23 protein-coding genes are annotated in these 21,183 nt (G+C 51.2%); 16 read left to right on the plus strand and 7 right to left on the minus strand.

Annotation, left to right across the window (positions count from 1 at the left end; genetic code table 11):
- Window positions 1-208: 208 nt before the first annotated feature.
- The 3 genes from OXI60_05310 to OXI60_05320 are packed head-to-tail and all read left to right on the plus strand — an operon-like array spanning window position 209 to window position 3,479.
- Window positions 209-961: a hypothetical protein gene (locus OXI60_05310; protein ID MDE0309233.1), complete on the plus strand. Its 753-nt coding sequence runs from the start codon at window positions 209-211 to the stop codon at window positions 959-961.
- Between the two features lie 52 nt (window positions 962-1,013).
- Window positions 1,014-1,991 (plus strand): site-specific DNA-methyltransferase, encoded by a 978-nt coding sequence (locus OXI60_05315; GenBank protein MDE0309234.1) that lies wholly within the window; start codon window positions 1,014-1,016, stop codon window positions 1,989-1,991.
- A 51-nt stretch (window positions 1,992-2,042) separates the two neighbouring features.
- Window positions 2,043-3,479, plus strand: coding sequence for an amidase family protein (locus tag OXI60_05320; protein ID MDE0309235.1), 1,437 nt, complete (start codon window positions 2,043-2,045; stop codon window positions 3,477-3,479).
- Here OXI60_05320 and OXI60_05325 read toward each other — a convergent pair.
- Window positions 3,466-4,563 carry a hypothetical protein gene (locus OXI60_05325; GenBank protein MDE0309236.1) on the minus strand — a complete coding sequence of 366 codons (1,098 nt, stop codon included), beginning with the start codon at window positions 4,561-4,563 and terminating at the stop codon, window positions 3,466-3,468. The two genes, OXI60_05320 and OXI60_05325, sit on opposite strands and share 14 nt — an antisense overlap.
- 215 nt (window positions 4,564-4,778) lie before the next feature.
- Here OXI60_05325 and OXI60_05330 point away from each other — a divergent pair, with 215 nt between their 5' ends.
- From OXI60_05330 to OXI60_05375, 10 genes are read left to right on the plus strand one after another with little or no spacing between them, the layout of a single operon-like run.
- Window positions 4,779-5,282: a Na+/H+ antiporter subunit E gene (locus tag OXI60_05330; protein MDE0309237.1), complete on the plus strand. Its 504-nt coding sequence runs from the start codon at window positions 4,779-4,781 to the stop codon at window positions 5,280-5,282.
- Window positions 5,279-5,566 carry a monovalent cation/H+ antiporter complex subunit F gene (locus OXI60_05335; protein ID MDE0309238.1) on the plus strand — a complete coding sequence of 96 codons (288 nt, stop codon included), beginning with the start codon at window positions 5,279-5,281 and terminating at the stop codon, window positions 5,564-5,566. Before OXI60_05330 ends, OXI60_05335 begins: the two co-directional genes overlap by 4 nt.
- Window positions 5,563-5,892: a monovalent cation/H(+) antiporter subunit G gene (mnhG, locus tag OXI60_05340; GenBank protein ID MDE0309239.1), complete on the plus strand. Its 330-nt coding sequence runs from the start codon at window positions 5,563-5,565 to the stop codon at window positions 5,890-5,892. The genes OXI60_05335 and mnhG overlap by 4 nt, the downstream gene beginning before the upstream one ends.
- Window positions 5,889-6,422, plus strand: a complete 534-nt coding sequence (locus OXI60_05345; GenBank protein MDE0309240.1) for a DUF4040 domain-containing protein — start codon at window positions 5,889-5,891, stop codon at window positions 6,420-6,422. The genes mnhG and OXI60_05345 overlap by 4 nt, the downstream gene beginning before the upstream one ends.
- A 4-nt stretch (window positions 6,423-6,426) precedes the next feature.
- The gene (locus OXI60_05350) at window positions 6,427-6,873 is read left to right on the plus strand and encodes a Na(+)/H(+) antiporter subunit B (GenBank protein ID MDE0309241.1); all 447 of its coding nucleotides are present in this window, start codon (window positions 6,427-6,429) and stop codon (window positions 6,871-6,873) included.
- Between the two features lie 3 nt (window positions 6,874-6,876).
- Window positions 6,877-7,230, plus strand: coding sequence for a cation:proton antiporter subunit C (locus OXI60_05355; GenBank protein MDE0309242.1), 354 nt, complete (start codon window positions 6,877-6,879; stop codon window positions 7,228-7,230).
- Window positions 7,227-8,714, plus strand: a complete 1,488-nt coding sequence (locus OXI60_05360) for a monovalent cation/H+ antiporter subunit D family protein (protein MDE0309243.1) — start codon at window positions 7,227-7,229, stop codon at window positions 8,712-8,714. The genes OXI60_05355 and OXI60_05360 overlap by 4 nt, the downstream gene beginning before the upstream one ends.
- The gene (locus OXI60_05365) at window positions 8,711-10,177 is read left to right on the plus strand and encodes a proton-conducting transporter membrane subunit (protein MDE0309244.1); all 1,467 of its coding nucleotides are present in this window, start codon (window positions 8,711-8,713) and stop codon (window positions 10,175-10,177) included. The genes OXI60_05360 and OXI60_05365 overlap by 4 nt, the downstream gene beginning before the upstream one ends.
- On the plus strand, window positions 10,177-10,440 hold the full coding sequence (locus OXI60_05370; protein ID MDE0309245.1) for a hypothetical protein: 264 nt from the start codon (window positions 10,177-10,179) through the stop codon (window positions 10,438-10,440). Before OXI60_05365 ends, OXI60_05370 begins: the two co-directional genes overlap by 1 nt.
- Window positions 10,433-12,130 (plus strand): Na(+)/H(+) antiporter subunit D, encoded by a 1,698-nt coding sequence (locus OXI60_05375; GenBank protein ID MDE0309246.1) that lies wholly within the window; start codon window positions 10,433-10,435, stop codon window positions 12,128-12,130. The genes OXI60_05370 and OXI60_05375 overlap by 8 nt, the downstream gene beginning before the upstream one ends.
- Before the next feature lie 416 nt (window positions 12,131-12,546).
- On the opposite strand, the gene OXI60_05380 is transcribed toward OXI60_05375, so the two are convergent.
- Window positions 12,547-14,058, minus strand: a complete 1,512-nt coding sequence (locus OXI60_05380) for an alanine/glycine:cation symporter family protein (GenBank protein MDE0309247.1) — start codon at window positions 14,056-14,058, stop codon at window positions 12,547-12,549.
- Between the two features lie 54 nt (window positions 14,059-14,112).
- Window positions 14,113-14,547 (minus strand): universal stress protein, encoded by a 435-nt coding sequence (locus tag OXI60_05385; protein MDE0309248.1) that lies wholly within the window; start codon window positions 14,545-14,547, stop codon window positions 14,113-14,115.
- A gap of 761 nt (window positions 14,548-15,308) precedes the next feature.
- Here OXI60_05385 and OXI60_05390 point away from each other — a divergent pair.
- Both OXI60_05390 and OXI60_05395 read left to right on the plus strand, forming a co-directional pair.
- Window positions 15,309-15,797 carry a GNAT family N-acetyltransferase gene (locus OXI60_05390; protein ID MDE0309249.1) on the plus strand — a complete coding sequence of 163 codons (489 nt, stop codon included), beginning with the start codon at window positions 15,309-15,311 and terminating at the stop codon, window positions 15,795-15,797.
- An 8-nt stretch (window positions 15,798-15,805) separates the two neighbouring features.
- Window positions 15,806-16,447 carry a class I SAM-dependent methyltransferase gene (locus OXI60_05395; GenBank protein ID MDE0309250.1) on the plus strand — a complete coding sequence of 214 codons (642 nt, stop codon included), beginning with the start codon at window positions 15,806-15,808 and terminating at the stop codon, window positions 16,445-16,447.
- 202 nt (window positions 16,448-16,649) lie between these two features.
- On the opposite strand, the gene crcB is transcribed toward OXI60_05395, so the two are convergent.
- The 4 genes from crcB to OXI60_05415 are packed head-to-tail and all read right to left on the minus strand — an operon-like array spanning window position 16,650 to window position 19,040.
- A complete protein-coding gene (gene crcB / locus OXI60_05400; protein MDE0309251.1) occupies window positions 16,650-17,033 on the minus strand; it encodes a fluoride efflux transporter CrcB in 384 nt (127 codons plus the stop codon).
- Window positions 17,034-17,060: 27 nt separating this feature from the next.
- The gene (dnaQ, locus tag OXI60_05405) at window positions 17,061-17,804 is read right to left on the minus strand and encodes a DNA polymerase III subunit epsilon (GenBank protein MDE0309252.1); all 744 of its coding nucleotides are present in this window, start codon (window positions 17,802-17,804) and stop codon (window positions 17,061-17,063) included.
- Complete coding sequence (gene rnhA / locus OXI60_05410; protein MDE0309253.1) at window positions 17,801-18,256, minus strand: ribonuclease HI; 456 nt, start codon at window positions 18,254-18,256, stop codon at window positions 17,801-17,803. Before rnhA ends, dnaQ begins: the two co-directional genes overlap by 4 nt.
- Window positions 18,257-18,290: 34 nt before the next feature.
- Window positions 18,291-19,040, minus strand: a complete 750-nt coding sequence (locus OXI60_05415) for a methyltransferase domain-containing protein (protein ID MDE0309254.1) — start codon at window positions 19,038-19,040, stop codon at window positions 18,291-18,293.
- 154 nt (window positions 19,041-19,194) lie between these two features.
- On the opposite strand from OXI60_05415, the gene OXI60_05420 reads away from it, so the two are divergent.
- Window positions 19,195-21,183, plus strand: a complete 1,989-nt coding sequence (locus tag OXI60_05420; GenBank protein MDE0309255.1) for a LysM peptidoglycan-binding domain-containing protein — start codon at window positions 19,195-19,197, stop codon at window positions 21,181-21,183.

Consider the following 21,183-nt stretch of genomic DNA (forward strand, 5'->3'; position numbering starts at 1 on the left):
CCAGAATCGGGCTGTTGATGCGAAAATAATGCTCTAACGCGATTTCAGGGTAGACCATATCTGCCGGTATTGTTCGAGAGATTGCCAACCGCCCGTTTGTTCAGGCTTGTGGATTCAATGTCCTGATTCCACTTCATTGTCGTGCACGGCAAAACAGTAGAATATGCATACGACTCCAACACCGATACCGTCATAGGGAAAGGAAAATATGTACCCAATCTACGCACTGTGGTCACATCCACGATCAATGTCCACTGCTGTCGAACGGATAATGCGCGAGCGCGGAGATCTGACGTGTTTTCACGAGCCGTTCATTTACGATTACTATGTCAACAGAAAAGCGCGTGTGATCCCGCATTTCGACGTGCAGGAAGACCATCCCGTAAAGTACGAAGATGTACGGGATCTGATACTCAGGCAAGCCGAGTCCGCTCCTGTATTCTTCAAGGACATGAGTTATTACGTCGTTCCTCACATACTGGAAGACACAGCATTCAACGAGCGCCTCGTCAACTGCTTTTTGATCTGCAACCCCATCGCCTCCATACTGTCTTACTTTGAGCTGGACCCTGAGGTCACCTGTGATGAAATCGGACTGGAGGCTCAGTACCAGCACTATCTTGGCCTTTGCTCATCCTGCAAGTGTGTAATTGTAGAGGCTGAAAGAATCCGGGAGGATGCAAAGCGAGTGATGGGTGCCATGTGGAGTGAAGTTGGTCTGTCTTATGTCGACGATGCATTCGAATGGGGTGACCAACTTCCGGAAGACTGGAAGCAGGTCGAAGGGTGGCATGGCGACGTAGTCGCCTCACGAGGAATTCTTCCAATAACGCCTGAAGAGGCGGACGCGAAAAATGAGATGTTTTTGGATCTGAGTCAGAAGTATCCAAGTATGCAGAAGTATTATGAGCATCACTTGCCGTTTTACGAATCTCTCCGGGAAAAATCCTTGAATGTCTGACTCGAGGTCTTTTCGCAATCAAGTTTGTCACATCAGGTGAACTGCCCCGGAAATGCATCACAATCCCCTGCCAAGACTGGATTCGCACGCTCAGATCCGAGAGTGCCTCCAACCCTTTTGCCGGTTACAGCGGGGGGATGTCTGGGTAGACAGTCTGCGTGGACATCGGGTTGGATGCCTGGACGCCGCCGACAAGCACGAAGTGAAACAGATCATGAAGCGGGACCGCGCTCAACTTGCCGTTCATGATCCGCCATACAATCTCGCCGCATTCGAGAGACAGCCGGTTGAGGAATACCTCCGATGGTGTAAAAAGTGGGTTGAGATTACAGACACCGCGTTAAGCCCGGACTCATCCATGTATATCTGGCTTGGCGCCGACCAGAAGAATGATTTTCAACCATTGCCAGATTTTATGATCATGATGCGTGACATGCCGTTCCGACCGAGAAGTCTCATTACGATGAGAAATCAACGCGGTTACGGAACACAGAAAAACTGGATGGCTGTCCGCCAGGAATTGCTCTACTACGTCAAGGGAAATCCCGGCTTCAATATTGATGCCGACTATACGGACATTCCGAAAATTCTGCGCGGTTACTACAAGGACGTCAACGGCGAGTCAACTGAAAACTTCGAACGCAGTCGCTCCAAAACCATTCGGGCGGGTAATGTCTGGGTTGATATCCAGCAAATCTTTTATCGAATGGACGAAAATGTTTCAGGTTGTTATGCGCAAAAGCCCATCAATTCCATCGACAGGATCATTCGCGCCGGTTCTTGTGACGGCGATCTCGTCATTGATTTTTTTGCACACTCTGGTACAACCCTGCTGGCATCAGAAATTTCAAATCGCAAATGCTACACTATTGATTCGGACCCCGTCTTCGCAGAAATCACCATCCGTCGTCTTGAGCATTTCCGAGCAACAGGCCGTCTCGGCTGGCAGAACGGGCATCCATTTGAGAGCGAACTGAACCGCACAACCGCTTCGGTCTCGGTAGACGCACAAGCGGAATCTGAGAGCTGAAATGTATTTCGTCGAACGCGTGAACCAGCGTAAACCTGTGATTCCTGAGCAATGAATGAGTTATTGACCAAGTCTGCCTGCGAAATCACCCAACTGCTGGCAGAAAAACAGGTACGACCGACAGAACTTGTCGAGATCAGTGCCAAACGAATTGCGCAAGTTGAGCCACTCATCAACGCGATGCCAACTGTGTGCATCGACAAAGCGCTGGAACGGGCCAGGGAAATCGAGAACAATCCGCCGGATACCCACCATGTTCGGGGCTGGCTCGGCGGCCTGCCGATTTCAATCAAGGATACATTGGAAACCGCGGGGGTGCGAACCACGTTCGGCTCGCCGATTTACGCCGATTACATTCCCCCAGCGTCCAACATTCTCGTTCAACTGCTTGAGTCACGCGGCGCGATCATGATGGGAAAATCCAATACTCCGGAATTCGCCGCCGGCGCAAGCACCTTCAACGAGGTTTTCGGCAAGACACGCAATCCCTGGGATACGACAAAGTCGGTTGCGGGCTCATCTGGCGGTGCGTGTGCCGGTGTAGCAACCGGTGAAGTCTGGCTGGCAACCGGCAGCGATTTTGGCGGGAGCCTCAGGACACCTGCAAGTTTCAATTCGGTTGTCGGATTACGCCCGAGTCCCGGCTGTGTTCCCAGAAACCACACGTTGGATCCGTTCGACGCATTGCATGTTCACGGGCCGATCGCCCGCAACACCCAGGATATCGCATTGTTTCTTGACGCAATGTCCGCAAGTCACACTCACGACCCTTTGAGCCTGCCCGCTCCAACCAATCCCTATATGCATTCAATCAGAAATCCAATTGCTCCGAAAAGAATTGCATATTCGTCAGACCTTGGCGTAACTCACGTTGATCCGAAAATCGACGCGATCTGCCGGGAGGCGACCGGATATTTCCAGCACTTCGATACTATCATCGAAGAAAAGTGTTCAGACTTCGCTGGTGCGATTGAGAGTTTCAATGTTCTGCGCGGTGCTTCGTTTGCAATGAATTTTGCGCAGGAGTACAGTCAGAACAGAGATCTGCTGAAGCCTGAAATTGTCTGGAATATCGAGCAAGGCATGAAGTTGTCTGCTGATGACATTGGACAGGCTCAGCGAACCCAGGCCAGGATATTCGAATCGCTGGCGGAATTTTTCGATCAATACGACCTCCTTGTTTCGCCGTGTGCGATCGTCGAGCCGTTTGACGTTGATCAGCGATATGTTGAGTCGATTGGAGAGTATGTCTTCAGCAATTATTTCGAGTGGATCGCCATCACCTTCGCAATCACTCTGACCGGCTGCCCCACACTGGCGTTGCCTGCGGGATTCACAGATAGCGGTTTGCCCGTTGGAATTCAGATAACTGCCCCGCCGCGCGGCGAGCCTTCCTTGCTGTCAGCTGGATATTTGCTGGAGCAGGAAACAACAATCGCTCAGTTGCTGCCGATCGATCCCATAGTCAGACACACTATCGTTCCTTGACGGCAACCAGGTAGGTGTGCACATAATCCATGGCATGCCTGTCAGGTTCCTTTCTGACAAGCGTGTTGTAGTTGCAGTACAGCTGATCGACGATCTCGCGTCGCTGCTCCACTGGGCGTGAAGAATCCAAACTTCCGAAAAACACGATCTCGCTCCACGACCTCAGGGTCGGGACATAGGCATCCGCAAACGCAACCGGATCGCCGACCCGATCGAATTCCGCACGATAAGGGCACTTCGTGACACCGGTATACATGGTCTTCAGTCTGAGACCTTCGCGGGTCACAGCACTGTCCGACTCCTCGAAAGGCATGGCGAACTGATCGATTGTCTTGTAAAACTGAGGAAAAGCGGTCGCCTGATACTCAGCATCTGAAATCACACCTTCATCTGCGAGTTCCTTCCACAGCATGTTGAATGCGTCGAACATGTTGACACCGCCTGTATTGCCAAGGTAACGGCCACTTTCGTCAATACAGAAGTTCGCCATCACCAGTCGTCCACCGGGTGCCAGTTCCCGCGCCCGTCTGGCCAGGATCGTGCACCAGTCTTCCAAGGCTTGATTACAGAACGTCTGCCACTGATCTCCCACGGCCCCGACAGCGTGTACGTGATCGTCAATGCAGCCCGGAAGCGTGCTCAACCAGTGCATCGCAGTGGCTGAAAACCCGATATCCACACTGCAATCGGGAACAATCTGATCATAGAAACTCGTACCTGAACAGTTTACGTAGACACCGTCATTGTGCAGAACATACGCTTCCTCGCCCATGGCAGGATCGTACATCAATCGAAAAAGCGCGGAAAAATCGTTGTGCGGGAGATCGGTATAGGTAACCGTGATTTGTCTGGACTTTGCACGGGCACGGACTGCCTTTACGATGCGGGCAACCAATCCCATCGAGGTTCCGCCATCCGCCGCGCCATAATCGACGATCGAAAACGGGCGGTCGTCATCAAGATTATTGATTCCTGCAAGCTCCTCGATTACGTGATCACCTGCCCGATCAATGACATGTTTCGCGCCTTGCGTATTCTTGGAGTAATATCCACCGCCCTTCATTGAAATCGACGACCCGGTCATAGTTTCACCTGTTCGGTAACATTCGGAGTGTTAAAATCTGATCAGAATCAAGTTTCAGAAACAGTAATGCCGTTGGGTTCACTGCCGCGCCTTTCAAGCGGTCGCACCAGTCCGGCCAAGGAGCGAATCCGAGACTCAATTGCAGTTAGTATAACTGCAGTATGGCGACTTTAAGTTATATAAAGAACACAGATAAATCATAGATTCGTTCACGAATGAAATCATTCCTTGCGCTATTGTTTTTCCTGATCCTTTTCTGGCTTGCCTTATCAGGTCACTACAACGGTCTGCTTCTGAGTCTGGGACTGGTATCGTGCGTGGGAGTCGCGCTGATCGCCAAACGGATGGATGTTGCCGACCACGGCGGCAGTGCCATCCAGAAATGGTCGCCGAGAATATTGATGGCTTTTTGCATTTACCTGGTCTGGCTGGCTAAGGAAATTGTGTTGTCCACCATCACTGTGGCGAGAATGATTCTGACCAACGGTGGCCGCGTAAGCCCGGAAGTGATTGATCTGTCAGCAAAAGGCATGGACGATTTGGAAAAGGTCATCTACGCTAACTCCATCACACTGACGCCGGGAACACTCACCGTCGATGTGAATGGCGACCACCTGACTGTCCATACCGTACGCAGCGACTTGCTTGAGTCCCTAAAACGCGGTGACATGGCCGACCGGGTACGCAGGATATACAACAGCCGCGGTAAAAAGGCATGATTACCGCAGCACTATTCGCAGTTTTGGTCGCGATGGTGTTGCTGCTCGCCAGAGCCTTCATGGGGCCGACTATTTTCGACCGGCTGCTGGCAATCAACAACTTCGGCACAAAAACGGTCATTGTGCTCGCTTTGTATGGATTCATGACCGAGCGCCCGGAATTTCTCGACATTGCATTGGTGTACGCACTTTGCAACTTCATTGCCACGATTGCAGTACTCAAGTACTTCCAGTACGGCGACTTGGGCCATGCCGGCAAACAAGCGGAGGATGAAGTGTCGTGACTGAGCAATTCTTGCCCATCGTTCGCGACATCTGCCTCGTTGCCGGTGTCCTGTGTGTTCTTGTTGGCAGCCTTGGAGTCCTGCGATTCCCTGATTTTTTCAGTCGAATTCACGCAACTGGGATCACAGAAACCGCAGGTATCGGCTTTATTGTTGCCGGATTGATTGTTGAGGCTGGCATCAGTCTCGTTGCGGTGAAACTTCTGTTCATTTTGATATTCATCTTCCTCACCAGCCCGACATCCTCGCATGCGCTTGCCAAAACAGCAATTCACGCGGGACTTGCACCCTTGACAGACAGAGGAGGTAATCGGCCATCGAATTGATTGTCAATGTGGTATTGCTGGCCTTCCTGCTGGCAACTGCAATCTATGTATCGCGCATGACCATGCTGTTCGGAGCCGTTATGGTTTATGGCATTTACAGCTTGCTGTGCGCGACCCTGTTTGTCGTGCTGGATGCGGTTGATGTCGCATTCACTGAAGCGGCAGTGGGTACGGGAATTTCAACAGTTCTGATGCTGAGTGCGATGTCACTGACGGGGGCTCGCATCGAAGCCATTCACCGTCGAAAACCTGTACTGGCACTGTGTGCCGCGCTTGGACTCGGTGGCGCATTACTGTGGGGAATGTCCGACATGCCGCAGTTTGCTGATGCGACAGCCCCGCCAAATGTACATGTGGCGCCCTACTATCTTGAGGAGTCTTCGGAGCAAATCGGGATTCCAAACGTCGTCACGTCGGTACTGGCAAGCTACCGGGGTTACGATACGCTAGGGGAAGTAGTCGTGATCTTTACCGCAGGAATCGGTGTGATATCGCTTCTGGGCAGGACAGCCCGACGCAGAGAGGATTAGTTCCATGCAACAGCATCTGGTATTGAATCTCGTAGCAAAGATACTGATTCCATTCATTATCCTGTTCGCCCTGTATGTCCAGTTCCACGGCGATTATGGTCCGGGCGGGGGATTTCAGGCAGGTGTCATATTCGGTGCCGGATTCATACTCTACGGACTGATTTTCGGCAAGGATTCGGCTGTTCGGGTGGTTCCCCAATCGCTGATTTACTGCATGGCAGCAGTCGGCGTGCTCCTGTACACCATCGTCGGTGTGGCAGGTATGCTGTTGGGTGGGGAGTTTCTGAACTATAGCGTACTTCTTTCCGACCCTGTTGCAGGTCAGCATGTGGGGATATTGTTGATTGAACTCGGAGTCGGAATCACTGTTGCGTCGGTCATGATCTGTCTGTTTTTCAGTTACGCGAACTACCGACATCCGGACAACGAGCAAGATGCCGCACAGGACTGACGCATGACAACGTTCCTAGGGATGTTCAATTACTGGGCGGTCATCGCCTTGATGATGACCGGTTTGTACATCGTCATTGCTGCCAACAATTACATCAAGAAGATTATCGGACTGAACATTTTCCAGACATCGGTCTTTATCATGTATATCAGTATCGGGAAAGTCAGTGGAGGAACCGCACCCATCCTGACCGGCCAGCCGGAGGTTTACTCCAACCCCTTGCCACATGTTCTCATACTTACCGCAATTGTAGTCGGTGTCGCGACAACGGCACTCGGGTTAGCCCTGATTGTAAGGATCCGCTCCGCTTTCGGAACAATTGACGATCACGATGTCCGGGAAGTCATAAACGAGTGAACGCGTTGACGCCACACCTCAGTGCCCTGCAAATCATTCTGCCACTGATCGCAGCGCCACTATGTACGATCGTCCGTCTGCCACGGGTGACTTGGGCAGTCGCGATGGTTGTCAGTGTGCTGTGCAGTGTCATTGCGTTCGCAATACTGGAACAGGTTCAGACAAATGGCACGATCATCTACGCACTCGGCGGCTGGGCTGCGCCCTGGGGGATCGAATATAGAATTGATGACGCCAATGCATTCGTTCTTCTCATAATCAGTGTTATCAATGTCTTTGGCATTCTCTATGCCAGGGCAAGTATTCCGAGCGAACTGCCCGATGATCGGATCAGCTGGTTATATACCGCTTGGTTGTTGTGCTTCACCGGCCTTTGTGGGATCACAATCTCCGGCGATGTCTTCAACGTTTTCGTCTTTCTGGAAGTCTCTTCACTTTCCACCTATATTTTGGTCAGTTTTGGCACCGACAGACGCGCACTCACAGCCGCATTGCGCTACCTGATTGTCGGTACAGTCGCCGCGACCTTCTATGTGATAGGTATCGGTCTGCTCTATGCCCTGACCGGTACCCTGAACATGGCTGATCTGGCACAGAGACTCCCCGACGTGGCCGCACCAAGAACCGTACTGGTCGCCTTCGGTTTCATTGCTGTCGGACTCAGCATCAAGATGGCCTTGTTTCCGTTTCACAGCTGGTTGCCGAACGCCTATGCATTCGCACCGAACGCAGTCACTGCTTTTCTCGCCGGTACCGCGACCAAGGCCGCAATTTATGTATTCATGCGACTCGTGCTCACGATCTTCCCCGCTGGTTTTTTCGCCAATTCAACGGTCGCCTACCTGATCATCCTGGCCGCAGGAATTGCGGGTGCGTTTGTCGCCTCGACCATCGCCTTCTTCCGCAAGGACCTCAAGCGGATGTTCGCTTGGTCAAGCATCGGTCAAATCGGCTATATGGCGATCGGGTTGGGACTTGCGACATCAGCCGGGGTCGCCGCTTCCTTTCTTCATCTTTTCAACCATGCCCTGATGAAAACCGCCGTATTCATGGCGATCGGCTGCCTGTTCGTGACAACCGGCTCAACCACACTCGATTCACTGAAAAACGCAGGGAGAACAATGCCGTGGACGACAGCCGCCATCCTCATCGGAGGATTGAGTCTGATCGGAATTCCGTTCACGACAGGATTCGTCAGCAAATGGTACCTGGTGACAGCAGCCCTTGAATTGGATATGTGGTGGTTGGCCGCGCTGGTCCTTGCCGGGTCCCTGGTGACGGCCGCTTACGTTTGGAAAGTAGTGGAAACCGCCTACTTCAGACCTGACCCCGATTCCACCTGCACAAGATCGGAAGCGCCGCTGTCGCTGCTGATCCCGACCTGGGTACTGGTTATCGCCAATATCTACTTCGGCGTCAACGCACAATTTACCGGCGCACAGGCACTTCGCGCGGCTGAAGCGATCTTCGGATTCTCATCATGATCACCGCTCAGTTCGCCCTGCTTCTGTCGATTCTCGTTCCTCTCGGAGCGGTCGGGCCGATCGGATTATTGTCGCGTTACCCGAATCTGCGCGAGACAGCAACCATCATCGCTTCGGTCATCACGTTCATTCTGGTTGCCATCGTTTACCTATCGGTCAGACACGGTGTCGAACCCCAACTCACACTGATTGAACCCTTTGCGGGTGTATCAATTGCATTCAGGGCCGAACCGTTGGGCATGCTGTTCGCACTGATGGCAAGCTTCCTGTGGATTGTTACATCAATCTACTCGATTGGCTACATGCGCGGGCATCATGAACAGAATCAGACCCGTTTTTTCATGTTTTTCGCGATCGCGATTTCCTGCACGCTGGGAGCTGCGTTTGCAGCCAATGGTTTTACCCTGTTTCTGTTTTATGAGGCACTGACACTGTCAACATTTCCGCTGGTCACTCACAAAGGGGACGACAAGGCCAAGAGAGCCGGGCGGATTTACCTTTTCATATTGCTTGGCACATCGGTCGGCTTTTTCCTCCTTGCCCTGATTTGGACATGGCAAATGGCCGGTCACCTGGATTTTCAGGCCGGCGGTGTATTCGATTCCAATCACAGCAGGACGGTACTCAATATCCTGTTGGTGCTTTACATATTTGGAATTGGCAAGGCGGCACTGATGCCGTTTCACAGATGGCTGCCTACCGCGATGGTTGCGCCGACCCCGGTCAGTGCGCTGCTTCACGCAGTTGCTGTTGTGAAAACCGGTGTATTTGCGATCCTGAAAATATGCGTGTATCTGTTCGGCGTCGATCTTGTCGCTTCTTTGCCCGCTCACAATTTTCTTGCCTATGTCGCTGCGTTCACCATCATCGCTACGGCAATCATCGCACTTAGAAAGGACAATCTAAAAGCGAGACTGGCGTACTCGACAATCGGACAGTTATCTTATATTGTGCTTGGTGCCATGACGGCCAATGCTTGGGGAATTGTTGGTGGCGGAATGCACATGCTTATGCATGGATTCGGGAAGATCACGCTGTTTTTCTGTGCGGGGGCGATTCTGGTCGCTGCACACAAAACGCAGATCAGCCAGTTGCGCGGCATCGGGCGGAAGATGCCGGTGACCATGACCGCATTTCTGATCGGCAGCATTTCGATTGTCGGTGCACCGCCAACGGGTGGACTTTGGAGCAAGTGGTATCTGCTTCTGGGAATCGTCGAAACGCATGAGTGGATACTTCTTGGTGCGCTGATACTCGGCTCACTGCTCAGTGCAGTCTATCTGCTGCCAATTGTCGTTCGTGCGTTTTATCCCGCTACCGACAGTGCAACCGAAGTCAGTGAGGCACCGATTTCGACCAGGATTGCGATGCTGACCTGCTCGGCGGGATGCATCGTTCTGTTTGCCGCGCCGAACTTTGCGTATGACCTGATGTCCACTATTGTCAATTTCGGTACATCGTGATGGCGAACTCCGAGAAGAAGCACAACAACACAGAACTGCCGCGCGCTGTCGGATTGCGCAGAATCCTGCGATGGTTCTACGCAGCCTGCGCGTTGGTATTTGTACTCGATATCGTCATTCACAGGCATGTGGTACATCCGTGGGAGAACCTATTGTTTTTCTACTGTGTGTTCGGCTTTGTTGCCTGTGTAATCCTGGTGGTAGTCGCAAAATGGATGCGCAAGCCCCTGATGCGAAGCGAAGAGTATTACGACCATGACTGAATTGCCTTCATTCGCAATATTTTTCATCGGTGCGGCCGGCGCACTGCTTCTGAAAGGCAGAGCTCTGTCATCTTGGGCCATTGCAGTCCCTGTCATCAGTGGATTGCTACTGGTTCTTTCCGACCCGGCTGAGCAGGAGGTCGCGATATCGATTGCCGGGTTGGAGCTCGCGATATTCAAGCCCGACCGACTCAGTCTTGTCTTCGGTTATGTCTTCCACATCGCCGCAATCTTCGGGGGAATTTTCTCCTGGCGAATGACCAATCCGATTTCGAAGGCGGCGGCACTGATCTATGCAGGTTCAGCACTCGGCGCTGTGTTTTGCCGAGACTTGATTTCGTTGTTTGTTTTCTGGGAACTGATGGCGTTTTCGTCCGCCTATCTCGTGATATGCAGCGGTTCCGCCAAGGCAGCTCAGGCAGGTGTTCGCTACCTGGTCATACAGATCATTTCCGGTCTGTTGCTGCTGGCTGGTGCGGTACTGCACTACAGTCAGACCGGAAGCATTGAATTTACCCATATGGGACTGTCTGGTACAGCGGCTCTATTGATATTTATCGCATTCGGAATCAAATGTGCCTTTCCGCTGCTTCACAACTGGCTGACGGATGCCTATCCTGAGTCCACACCTGACGGAACCGTTTTTCTCAGTGCGTTTACGACAAAGGTTGCGGTCTACGCCCTGGCAAGAGGCTTTGCGGGGACGGAGTCACTGATCTATATCGGTGCACTTATGACCTGCTTTCCGATTTTCTACGCAGTCATTGAAAATGACCTCCGGCGCGTGCTCGCCTACAGCATGATCAACCAGATCGGGTTCATGGTATGCGGAATCGGAATTGGAACTGAACTTGCGATTAACGGTGCGACCGCACACGCATTCAATGATGTCATATTCAAGGGCCTGATGATGATGTCCATGGGTGCGGTACTTTACCGGACCGGCAAGATGAACGGATCTGATCTAGGCGGTCTTTACAAGTCCATGCCCAAGACCGCGGCTTTATGCATCGTCGGTGCGGCGTCCATCTCGGCGTTTCCATTATTCAGCGGTTTCGTCAGTAAGTCCATGGTCATGTCTGCCGCACTCGAAGAAGGATATATGATTATCTGGATCGCACTGTTGTTCGCCTCAGCCGGCGTCTTCCATCACGCTGGAATAAAAATTCCATTTTTTGCGTTCTTCTCCCACGACTCGGGAATTCGTGTGAAGGAAGCGCCGACAAGTATGTTGATTGCTATGGGAATCGCGGCCTTTCTGTGCATCGGAATCGGAAGTTTTCCGCAATTCCTGTATGGCCTGCTGCCATATGAAACCAATTACACTGCCTACGATACGACTCATGTTCTGGCTCAAATTCAGATTCTGCTGTTTTCGGCTTTGGCCTTCGTCTGGCTCAAGCTCTCCGGTATCTATCCCCCGGAACTGCGAAGTGTAAACATCGACGTCGAATGGGTCTATCGCAAAGGCCTGTTCGCGGCATACAAAACCGGTGCCTACATAGTCCAAACATTGGTGTTGTATGGATACTCATTACTCACTGGTCTGGCAAAGAACACCTTCAAAGGAATTGCCCGATTCACCGGAAGGTCATCCAGATTGGCAAACGAGCGAACAGTCGATCTGATGATCATTTCGGTCGTGGTGACTTTTGCAGTGATTCTAGTCTATCACCTGTTCAATCTATAGTCTTTCTGCCGGGGTGGCAGAGACTTCAGGCTTGCAGGTTTCGCATCCATGAAAATCCGAGGATGATCGCAGTCGATGCTCCGAGAACAAAGCCAAACTCATTGAGCATAACGACGATTCGTACACATCTGCTCACTCGCAAGCGCCTCTCCAGCTTGGGTAACGAATTCAGTTAACGCTCGGGCATGCTGGAATTTTCCGAAGTCTGAGCGCCGATAGAGATTTAACTGCGCTTGTCTGTCAGGCTTTCAGTTGCGAATCTGCCACCTATGCAGAAATATCAAAGACGGATCAACACCTGGTGGCTGACTCGCACCCGCGGTGGTTAAAAAAAGCAAAAAGCCTGCGTTTAACGCAGGCTTTTTGCACCCGTTGACTGCCGGGAAGTATGTTAACCAAGATACTATTGTCTGAGACTACGATCCGGTATTTCTGAAATTCTTGATCTCGCCGCTCTCGACTCTGGCAAAGTAAGACTCCATCTCCCTTTTCACAATAGGTGCGAGGAAATACAGTCCCAGAATATTGGGAACACAGATCAGAAAAACTAAAGCATCTGATATATCCAATATCGGACCGAGTTGGACGATACACCCCAGCGCCACGAAACCACAGAATATGATCTTGTAAATCGTCTGACCTCTCTCGTCTTCGCCAAACATGTAAGTCCATCCTTTCAGGCCATAGTAAGACCAGGAAATCATGGTTGAGAAGGCAAACAGCAACGCAGCAAATGCCAGCGGAATCGGGAACCAGGTGAATTCACGCTCAAACGCGGCCGAAGTCATTGCGACACCTTGTGCGTCTCCGGCAAAGCCCGGAGCTGCGACCTGTGCGGTGCCGATAACCAGTGCAGTAATCGTACAGATTATGATCGTATCGATAAATGGTTCAAGCAAGGAAACCACGCCTTCAGTGACGGGCTCGTTGGTCTTGACTGCCGAGTGAGCAATCGATGCTGAGCCGATCCCGGCTTCATTGGAAAACACCGCCCGCTGGAATCCAATGATCATCGCTCCGAGCGCACCACCGGCAACTCCCTCACCGGTAAACGCGCCTGCAAAGATATTGACAACCGCTTGAGGTATGGCATCCGAATTCATAAAAATGACGATCAACGCAAAAAAGCAGTAGAAAATAGCCATGAAAGGCACAATTTTCTCGGTGACCCTGGCTATCGATTTAATACCGCCAACGATGACTGAAAATACCACCGCGGCTAGAATCAGCCCGACTACCCAGCCGAAACCATCCAAAGCACCGCCGGCTACGTGATTGAGTTGGACGTATGCCTGGTTTGACTGGAACATGTTGCCAATCCCCAAGGCACCGATAAAGATGCCAATTGCATAGAATGTACCGATGAACTTACCGAAACCCTCCATACCGCGTTCAGAAAAACCTTTTCTGAGGTAATACATCGGACCGCCTGAAACATGCCCGTCCTCGAATTCTTCGCGATACTTGACTCCCAATGTACATTCAACGAATTTTGTTGACATACCCAGGAACCCGGCCATGATCAGCCAGAACGTCGCACCCGGCCCACCGACGGTGACCGCAACCGCGACACCTCCAATGTTACCGATGCCGACAGTGCCCGAGACCGCAGTCGCCAGCGCCTGGAAGTGGGAGACCTCACCATGGCTTTTGGGGTCAGCGTAATCACCTCGGATTAACTGCAACGCGTGCTTGAATCCCCGCAGGTTAATAAACCGCATATAAAAGGTGAAGAAAACGGCACCGACCACCAACCACAGTACCACTACAGGCAAGGCGGCATCGCCGATTGGAACTTTGAAAAATACAACTTTTCCGATGAATGACGCGATCGGTGCAGTTGCACTGTTGATTGCTTCGTCAATCCCCGCGTAAGCATTGGTCGCCGAACAAGCCAGCAAACCAAGGGCTAAAAAGACTCTGCCCATGATAGATATCCTCCTGGTGTAAGCTAACGTACCTGTAAAGCGTGTCGAACCCACTCATGGAACGACAGTTACCGGTACTGATGATGTTTGAACTAGCGCGGCGGTAACACTGCCGAATATCATAGTCTGCAAACGGGATTCACCAATTTTACCGATAAAAATCTGATCAATATCAAGTTCACTGGTCAGGTTTACCAGAGTTTCCGCAATCTTGCCATGGCGAACGACAGTCTCGGTGTCAAGACCGGCATCTTTCAGCTCCTGAGCTTTCGGGTTGACTATTGTCTCGCTTGCTTTCTGAATTTCTGATTCACGACGCTGATGGCGTTGCTCATTTTCTTCAGGTGTGTTGAATGTATATGGTGACCAGTCAATTACATAGGTCAAAAAAAGTCTTGAGTCTGTAATCTGAGCATGCTTGGTCGCTGCTGCGAGGGCGCGTTCACCACATTCACTGCCATCTAGAGCAACCAGAATATTTTCTTTCATAGCACTTCGCCTACCTACTGAATAGTTGACATCATGCAGACGATTATAAAGTAACTTGAGAATATTTCTTTCCTAACACTTCGGCCTTCCGCGTGAGCGTCAGGTTTAATCTGAACTTCATCCAGTATTATTCCGCCTGTAGCTGCCTAACTCTTTGTTATAATTGACAATATATCACATCATGTGTCTCTGCATCCTGTATATCTGTACCCAGTGCACGGACAGGTTGACCTGGCCGTAATTCCGGAATAATCCCTTTACCCGTATTGATTTACGCGGACCGGAGCATCAAACTGCCAGATGAACTCAGGTTAACGAATGCGTGACCGGAGCGGTCGAGTTTGCCGGTATACCGGTGACAGTGAAGGAGTCCTTCAAACCTTGTGCTAGATCGCTGCTGTGTTTTCTGTAGTCGACGGCTCAATCGTCTGCGCAGCAGTCGGGGCAACGAGGCCGAAGAGCAGGTGCAGGGAGAGGAACAGTGCTGCCACCGAAATCGCCAAAACTCAGTGGTTGCGTGAAACGCGGAAACGGGACCAGACGCTATGAGTTGTGCCTCTTTTACAGCGGCGGCAGCCTGACCTTCACGGCGGGCACGTTTTGAACTCTCAGAACAGCCATAATCCATCGATCCTGTTTTCGTTTTTGCCAATTGAATTCAATGCATTCCTAAATTTACAATGACAGCGTCCGTGATTTTGTTTTCAAAGGGTCACGAACACTCAGAACTTCACACCACTGGATTCACTTCTTGCACGCTGATGATCAGACATTGCGAACAAAGCGACTTCAATCAAATACTCGGCATCATAAATGAGGCCGCTGAGATCTATAGAGGCATTATTCCGAATGACCGGTGGAAAGAACCCTACATGTCCGCTGAAGAACTGGCGGATGAAATCGCCGCTGGAGTGAATTTCGACGGCTATGAAATCACCGGAATCGGGCTCATCGGCGTGATGGGTACCCAGAGCGTCGAAGATGTCACGCTGGTTCGCCACGCCTATGTCAGGCCTCAACACCAGCGGTCAGGAATTGGGTCGCAATTGCTTGTCAGGCTGTGTGAACGCCTGGACTGCCCGATTCTCGTCGGCACGTGGGCTGCGGCTCAATGGGCCATTGCGTTCTACCAGCGACATGGATTCGAGCTGGTATCGGCATCGGAAATACCTACGCTGCTTCGAAGATACTGGACCATACCCGAACGGCAGACCGAGACGTCGGTGGTGCTTGTCAAAGCGCGGCGTTGACTGTCATCATGAGCACTTTGGCTCCAGGTCAGGACGCGGTCCATGCACAGCAGGTTTGCTCGGAAACAATTGCGGTCTATAACCGCATGGCGATCGCCTACTGTAATGGAACCGCCGATCATGATGTCTCTCAGAACATCAATGCTTTGCTTGATGCGATTGAAGGCGATGGTCCCCGCGTCATTCTGGACTTTGGCTGTGGACCCGGTCGGGATTTATGCCGATTTGTCGAACTCGGTCACGAAGTGGTCGGCCTAGACGGCTCAAGTGAGTTCGTTGATATGGCACGTACCAAAACTGATTGTCAGGTGCTGCACCAGGATTTTCTTCAACTTTCGCTGCCGGATACTCATTTCGATGGAATCTTCGCAAATGCGTCACTGTTTCACGTGCCTTCGGGACAGATCGACCGGGTTCTGAACGAACTCGCTGCCTGCCTGAAACCGGGTGGTGTGCTGTTGTGCTCAAATCCGAGAGGTAGAAATGAGGAGGGATGGGTTGGCGGACGATATGGCTGCTTCCATGATTTGGAAACCTGGCGAAGCTACGTGACTCAGGCGGGATTTGAAGAACTGTACCACTATTACCGTCCGGCAGGGCAACCGCGGGAAAAACAACCCTGGCTGGTGACAGTCTGGCGACTAGTCTGAAAAAAGACCATTGAGTGACGATGCGCACGGAAAACATGAACGCACGCCGTGTCCAAGGAGGTGGCGGGCGCGACACCGCCCAGGTTCAAAGCGGAATCGACAAGTGACCTATAACTCTTGATTGCAATTCATGTCGGTCAACCATAACGGCATCCATTGCGTATGGCATATTGCTGAAATCCGTCCGAATCAATTTCAGGATTCAATTGTGTAGAAACCGAGTCAGGAAAATGCCCGCAACAATCGCAGTGAGAGACAGAAAAACTGAACCGAATATATATAGCAAGGCCTCAGTAATTCTACCGTTCTGAAACAGAATCCAACCATCCAGCGAGTATGTGGAAAATGTTGTGAATCCACCCAGAAACCCAACCATGATCAACGGTCCCAAACGAGCGGCATCACCGTTCAGTCCGCCTAACAAAACAAACACAACACCAAGCAAAAACGATCCGCCGACATTGACTGCCATAGTCGCATAGGGAAAGTCAGTCCCCACCACCCGTTCAAACGCAACACTAGTCAGATAACGACTGACCGCACCAGCTGCACCACCAATTGCAACTTGAATAATTATAAATATCATTATATTAACGTATATTTTTAATGTTCTTTATTCTGTCTTGTTCGTCGGGTGAGAATTTTCAATCCGTCGCCATACACTACCTTTAGCTGATTGCTCGTCAAGGTAATCAAGCCATTGCTCATGCAGTGCCAGTTCCTCTTCACTCGCCTGTTGCACGATAATCTCGAACGACTGCACACCCGGTGAGTCACCGGCTGCAGACGGCAGACCGGTTTCGTACGGGGATACATCTGTGAATTCAAATGAAGTCTGTTCTGCAGTTAGCGCAAGATAGACACCCGCCAGGATTTTTGCGTCCAGCAATGCACTGTGCAGCGTTCTTTCGGATGCGAGTTCGACTTCGAACTGACTTGCAAGTGCGTCCAGACTGTTGCGGCGTCCAGGTCGTAGCCGTCTGGCCATCTCGAGTGTATCAATGATGCTGCAAACGCTCTCAATCTGTGCAAACTCGCCAGCAGCCAGACCAAATTCACAATTCAGAAATTTCAGGTCGAAATCTGCATTGTGAATGATCAGTTCCGCCCCCTCGATGAACTCAAACAGACTCTGTGAAATTTCGGAAAATGTTGGCTTGGACTCAAGAAATTTGTTATCAATCCCATGAATTTTCAGTGCATCGTGGTCAATCGCTCTTTGCGGGTTCAGGTACTCATGGAATTCATTTCTCGTCAGTTTTCGATCATTCAATTCGATACAGGCAACTTCAATGATCCGATGCCCCTCTTCAAAGTCGAGCCCTGTCGTTTCTGTGTCAACAACAATCTGTCTCATAACTCCATTCCGCCGACCGGGATAGCTTGGCGCGCGAGTTCGTCAGCCCGCTCATTCCACTCATTTCCACTGTGCCCCCGCACCCACTTCCAGTCGATCCTATGCAACGAATTCAATTGATCAAGTTCGCGCCACAGGTCTGCATTCTTTACCAGACCGCGACTGCCACGCCGCCAGTCGTTGCGCTTCCATTTTGCAATCCAAGCTGTAATTCCGTTACGAAGATATTCGGAATCCGTATACAGAATTACGTCGCGACTGCCCTTAAGAGCCTGAAGCGCCTTGATCGCACCGGTCATTTCCATCCTGTTGTTTGTTGTCCAGGCTTCTCCGCCGGACAACTCCAATTTCCTATCTTTCCACATCAAAACAGCACCCCAACCCCCAGGACCGGGATTGCCCGAGCATGCACCATCGGTATATATCGTCAATTGTCGCTGACCCGTGTCCATCTCCAAAACCGGTATTGTCGTCGCACCCTATAAGTCAATCGCTCGGCCTGCAGCGTTCAGCTACAGGACTCAGTATTCGTCGTTTTTTACGTAGCGCACGCGAAAACAGATTGCCGTTCATCCTGATACCCAATTCCTTCTTACGGAAGACCAGCACATAGACAGAGCCCAAGCCCGGCCACCACCGGCTGCCAACTGTCTCAAACCGCTTCAATCGATCCAGCCGGGACTCCTGCTCCACTGGCGGGCGAAAGAATACAAACTCACCGGCCACCGAATCAAAACCGAGCAACGACATCCAGTCTCGCACGCGCAACACCGAGTAAAGTCGCGTATCGCGCAAAATTGAATTGCGCAGCCCAAGCAGGTTCTTGCTGACGCCTAACATGCTATGCGGGTTGAATCCAGCAATCACAACAATTCCTTCAGGCGCCACGCATTGGGAAATCTCACGAAGTACATTATGCGGGTCCCTGGCGAATTCCAGCACATGGGGAAGCAAAAGCAAATCAATTGAATTCGAACCAAATGGAAGCCATTGTGCTTCGGCCACCACATCCACCCCATTGCCGATGGGCTGCGATGCGTCATCAATCCTGAAATGAACATCTGACTCAACGTTATCAAGATAGCCTGCATCCGGCGGGCCGGCAACCTGCAAGGCAACTCTATAGTATTGACTCGGCAAAAGTCGCTGGATGCTGTCGGCACCCGATCTGACAAGCTGTTGCCCCAATGCCGAGCCATGCCATTGCGAGTGATTGTCTACGGTGGTGGACGCCACTATACCCGAAATTTGCAGTGGAAATTAAGAATTTGCATTAGAACTGATTGTCTATATAATCGTTCGCCCCAAGCCCGCAAATATTAGAACTCATTTACATCACAAATCAGTAATTGTAAATCTAACCAACGGGCCGTATATTGGGATTATATTTATGTGGACTCGTAGAACAGATTTGGAACTTCCACGGCAAATTCCGCGGATTGGAAGTGGCGGGGCTCTGCTGTTGTCAGTCGGGATTATTGTTGGCGGTCAGATAACCGGCTTGCAAACCATCGACCATTTCCCGGCAAAGAAAGTATTCAGCATCATTGCGCAAGCCAGCGCAAATGGTTCGTTTGACTATACCGGCAACGTCTTGGATGCAGCCGTATCAGTCACAGAACCAACCGATCATCGATCGGCCGCGCGTCGAATTGTCACGAATAACATCGACGAGGATTCAACGGCCATTGGGGCAGGAAACACGGACGAAGCCGTAACCCTAGCCATGACTTTCGGTTCCGCTGCCAATGGTGCGCAAGCGAAAGGTACGAAATTGAATCCGGGACCGGGCGATAAATCCGCCTCAGACAACGTTTGGGACCGGATTCGATCCGGGTTTGCAATGGATGACCTGGACAACAAGATTGTCAGAAAGTATGAGACGTTCTACTCCAGGAATCCCAAGACCATGGCGCAGATTATCGAACGCGCCCAGCAGTTTCTTCCTTACATCGTATCGGAAGTCGAACAACATGGACTGCCCCTTGAATTAGCGCTTCTTCCCATCGTCGAGAGTGCCTACAATCCTCGAGCTTATTCCAGGGCTGGCGCTGCTGGTCTATGGCAATTCATGCCATATACCGGCAAGCAGTATGGATTGACACAAGATTGGTGGTACGAAGGCCGAAGAGATGTCATTGATTCCACTGAAGCCGCATTACGTCATCTATATGACTTAAGTCAGGTGTTCGGCAACGACTGGCATTTGGCTCTCGCCGCATACAACGCCGGCATGTATGGCGTACAAAGAGCCATCAAGAGAAATCAGAAGCGTAACAAGCCGACCGACTACAGCAACCTGCGCCTGAATCGGGAAACCAGACATTTCGTTCCAAAGCTGATTGCAGTCAAGAATATTGTTTCCAATCCGGAAGCTTTCGGTCTGACTTTGCCATATCTCGCGATGCAGCCCGGATTTCAGGTGATTGAATTTGATTTTCAAGTTGACTTGGGGATTATCGCCGCTGATACTCGGATTCAGGAGTATAAGCTGGCAAAGCTCAATCCAGGCTTGCGCAGAACTGTCACGCCACCCAATGGACCGCATCGCGTGCTGGTACCACGCGGCCACTATGGCAAGGTGATGAAATGGAAATCCACTCTTGCGCCCTCACATGCAGTGTATACGGTTTTTTACAGCGTGAAAGCGGGTGATGCACTCAGTACCATCGCACAGAAACACAATGTTTCTGTGTCGGCCATCAAGACAGTCAATTCGAAGGATTCAGATCTGATTCGAATCGGTGAGTTACTGAGAATTCCGCATCCTACCGGACTCGCGCGCAGCGATATCGAGACCAACGCCAACGGTGACGTCATCTATCGCGTGAAAAAAGGCGACATCCTCGGCAGAATTGCATTGAAGTACGATGTATCGGTATCGGCGATAAAGTCAGCAAATCTGCTTTATTCCGACTTGATCAAGGTTGGTGAGACATTGCGAATTCCGATACCGGGCTCCAGATCGATACATGGCAAAACCGTAGCGAAGTCGGATTCATCGAATCGGAGCGGGCATCAGCAGTACATTGTCCATACCGTACGCTCCGGCGAATCTCTATATGTGATTGCCAAATTTCATGGAATCTCGATTTCGAGTTTGCGGAACGCCAATTCCCTTAATTCAGACTCTGTACAAGTTGGTCAGAATTTAAGAGTCCCTGTCAACAATACCGAAATCAGCAAAACAGCGGCCACGACAGACCAGGGCGGGATTATTCCAAGCGCGGTTTATGTCTACGTTGTTCGATCAGGTGATTCGCTTTGGACAATAGCCCGAAATCACCAGACGAGCGTTTCCAACCTGGAGAAGTGGAACGACATTGATCGACGCGACAAAATTCACTCAGGGCAGCGAATCATCATCCACGTCCAGTGA

Source organism: Acidiferrobacterales bacterium (genome assembly GCA_028820695.1).
In the GTDB taxonomy this organism is placed as follows: domain Bacteria; phylum Pseudomonadota; class Gammaproteobacteria; order Arenicellales; family JAJDZL01; genus JAJDZL01.

Bases quoted from the DNA above. Each gene is read 5' to 3' on its own strand.
- OXI60_05310 (MDE0309233.1), top strand. From the start codon at position 209: ATGTACCCAATCTACGCACTGTGGTCACATCCACGATCAATGTCCACT.
- OXI60_05315 (MDE0309234.1), top strand. From the start codon at position 1,014: ATGCATCACAATCCCCTGCCAAGACTGGATTCGCACGCTCAGATCCGA.
- OXI60_05320 (MDE0309235.1), top strand. From the start codon at position 2,043: ATGAATGAGTTATTGACCAAGTCTGCCTGCGAAATCACCCAACTGCTG.
- OXI60_05325 (MDE0309236.1), bottom strand. From the start codon at position 4,563: ATGACCGGGTCGTCGATTTCAATGAAGGGCGGTGGATATTACTCCAAG.
- OXI60_05330 (MDE0309237.1), top strand. From the start codon at position 4,779: ATGAAATCATTCCTTGCGCTATTGTTTTTCCTGATCCTTTTCTGGCTT.
- OXI60_05335 (MDE0309238.1), top strand. From the start codon at position 5,279: ATGATTACCGCAGCACTATTCGCAGTTTTGGTCGCGATGGTGTTGCTG.
- OXI60_05350 (MDE0309241.1), top strand. From the start codon at position 6,427: ATGCAACAGCATCTGGTATTGAATCTCGTAGCAAAGATACTGATTCCA.
- OXI60_05355 (MDE0309242.1), top strand. From the start codon at position 6,877: ATGACAACGTTCCTAGGGATGTTCAATTACTGGGCGGTCATCGCCTTG.
- OXI60_05365 (MDE0309244.1), top strand. From the start codon at position 8,711: ATGATCACCGCTCAGTTCGCCCTGCTTCTGTCGATTCTCGTTCCTCTC.
- OXI60_05370 (MDE0309245.1), top strand. From the start codon at position 10,177: ATGGCGAACTCCGAGAAGAAGCACAACAACACAGAACTGCCGCGCGCT.
- OXI60_05375 (MDE0309246.1), top strand. From the start codon at position 10,433: ATGACTGAATTGCCTTCATTCGCAATATTTTTCATCGGTGCGGCCGGC.
- OXI60_05380 (MDE0309247.1), bottom strand. From the start codon at position 14,058: ATGGGCAGAGTCTTTTTAGCCCTTGGTTTGCTGGCTTGTTCGGCGACC.
- OXI60_05385 (MDE0309248.1), bottom strand. From the start codon at position 14,547: ATGAAAGAAAATATTCTGGTTGCTCTAGATGGCAGTGAATGTGGTGAA.
- OXI60_05390 (MDE0309249.1), top strand. From the start codon at position 15,309: ATGATCAGACATTGCGAACAAAGCGACTTCAATCAAATACTCGGCATC.
- OXI60_05395 (MDE0309250.1), top strand. From the start codon at position 15,806: ATGAGCACTTTGGCTCCAGGTCAGGACGCGGTCCATGCACAGCAGGTT.
- crcB (MDE0309251.1), bottom strand. From the start codon at position 17,033: ATGATATTTATAATTATTCAAGTTGCAATTGGTGGTGCAGCTGGTGCG.
- dnaQ (MDE0309252.1), bottom strand. From the start codon at position 17,804: ATGAGACAGATTGTTGTTGACACAGAAACGACAGGGCTCGACTTTGAA.
- rnhA (MDE0309253.1), bottom strand. From the start codon at position 18,256: ATGGACACGGGTCAGCGACAATTGACGATATATACCGATGGTGCATGC.
- OXI60_05420 (MDE0309255.1), top strand. From the start codon at position 19,195: ATGTGGACTCGTAGAACAGATTTGGAACTTCCACGGCAAATTCCGCGG.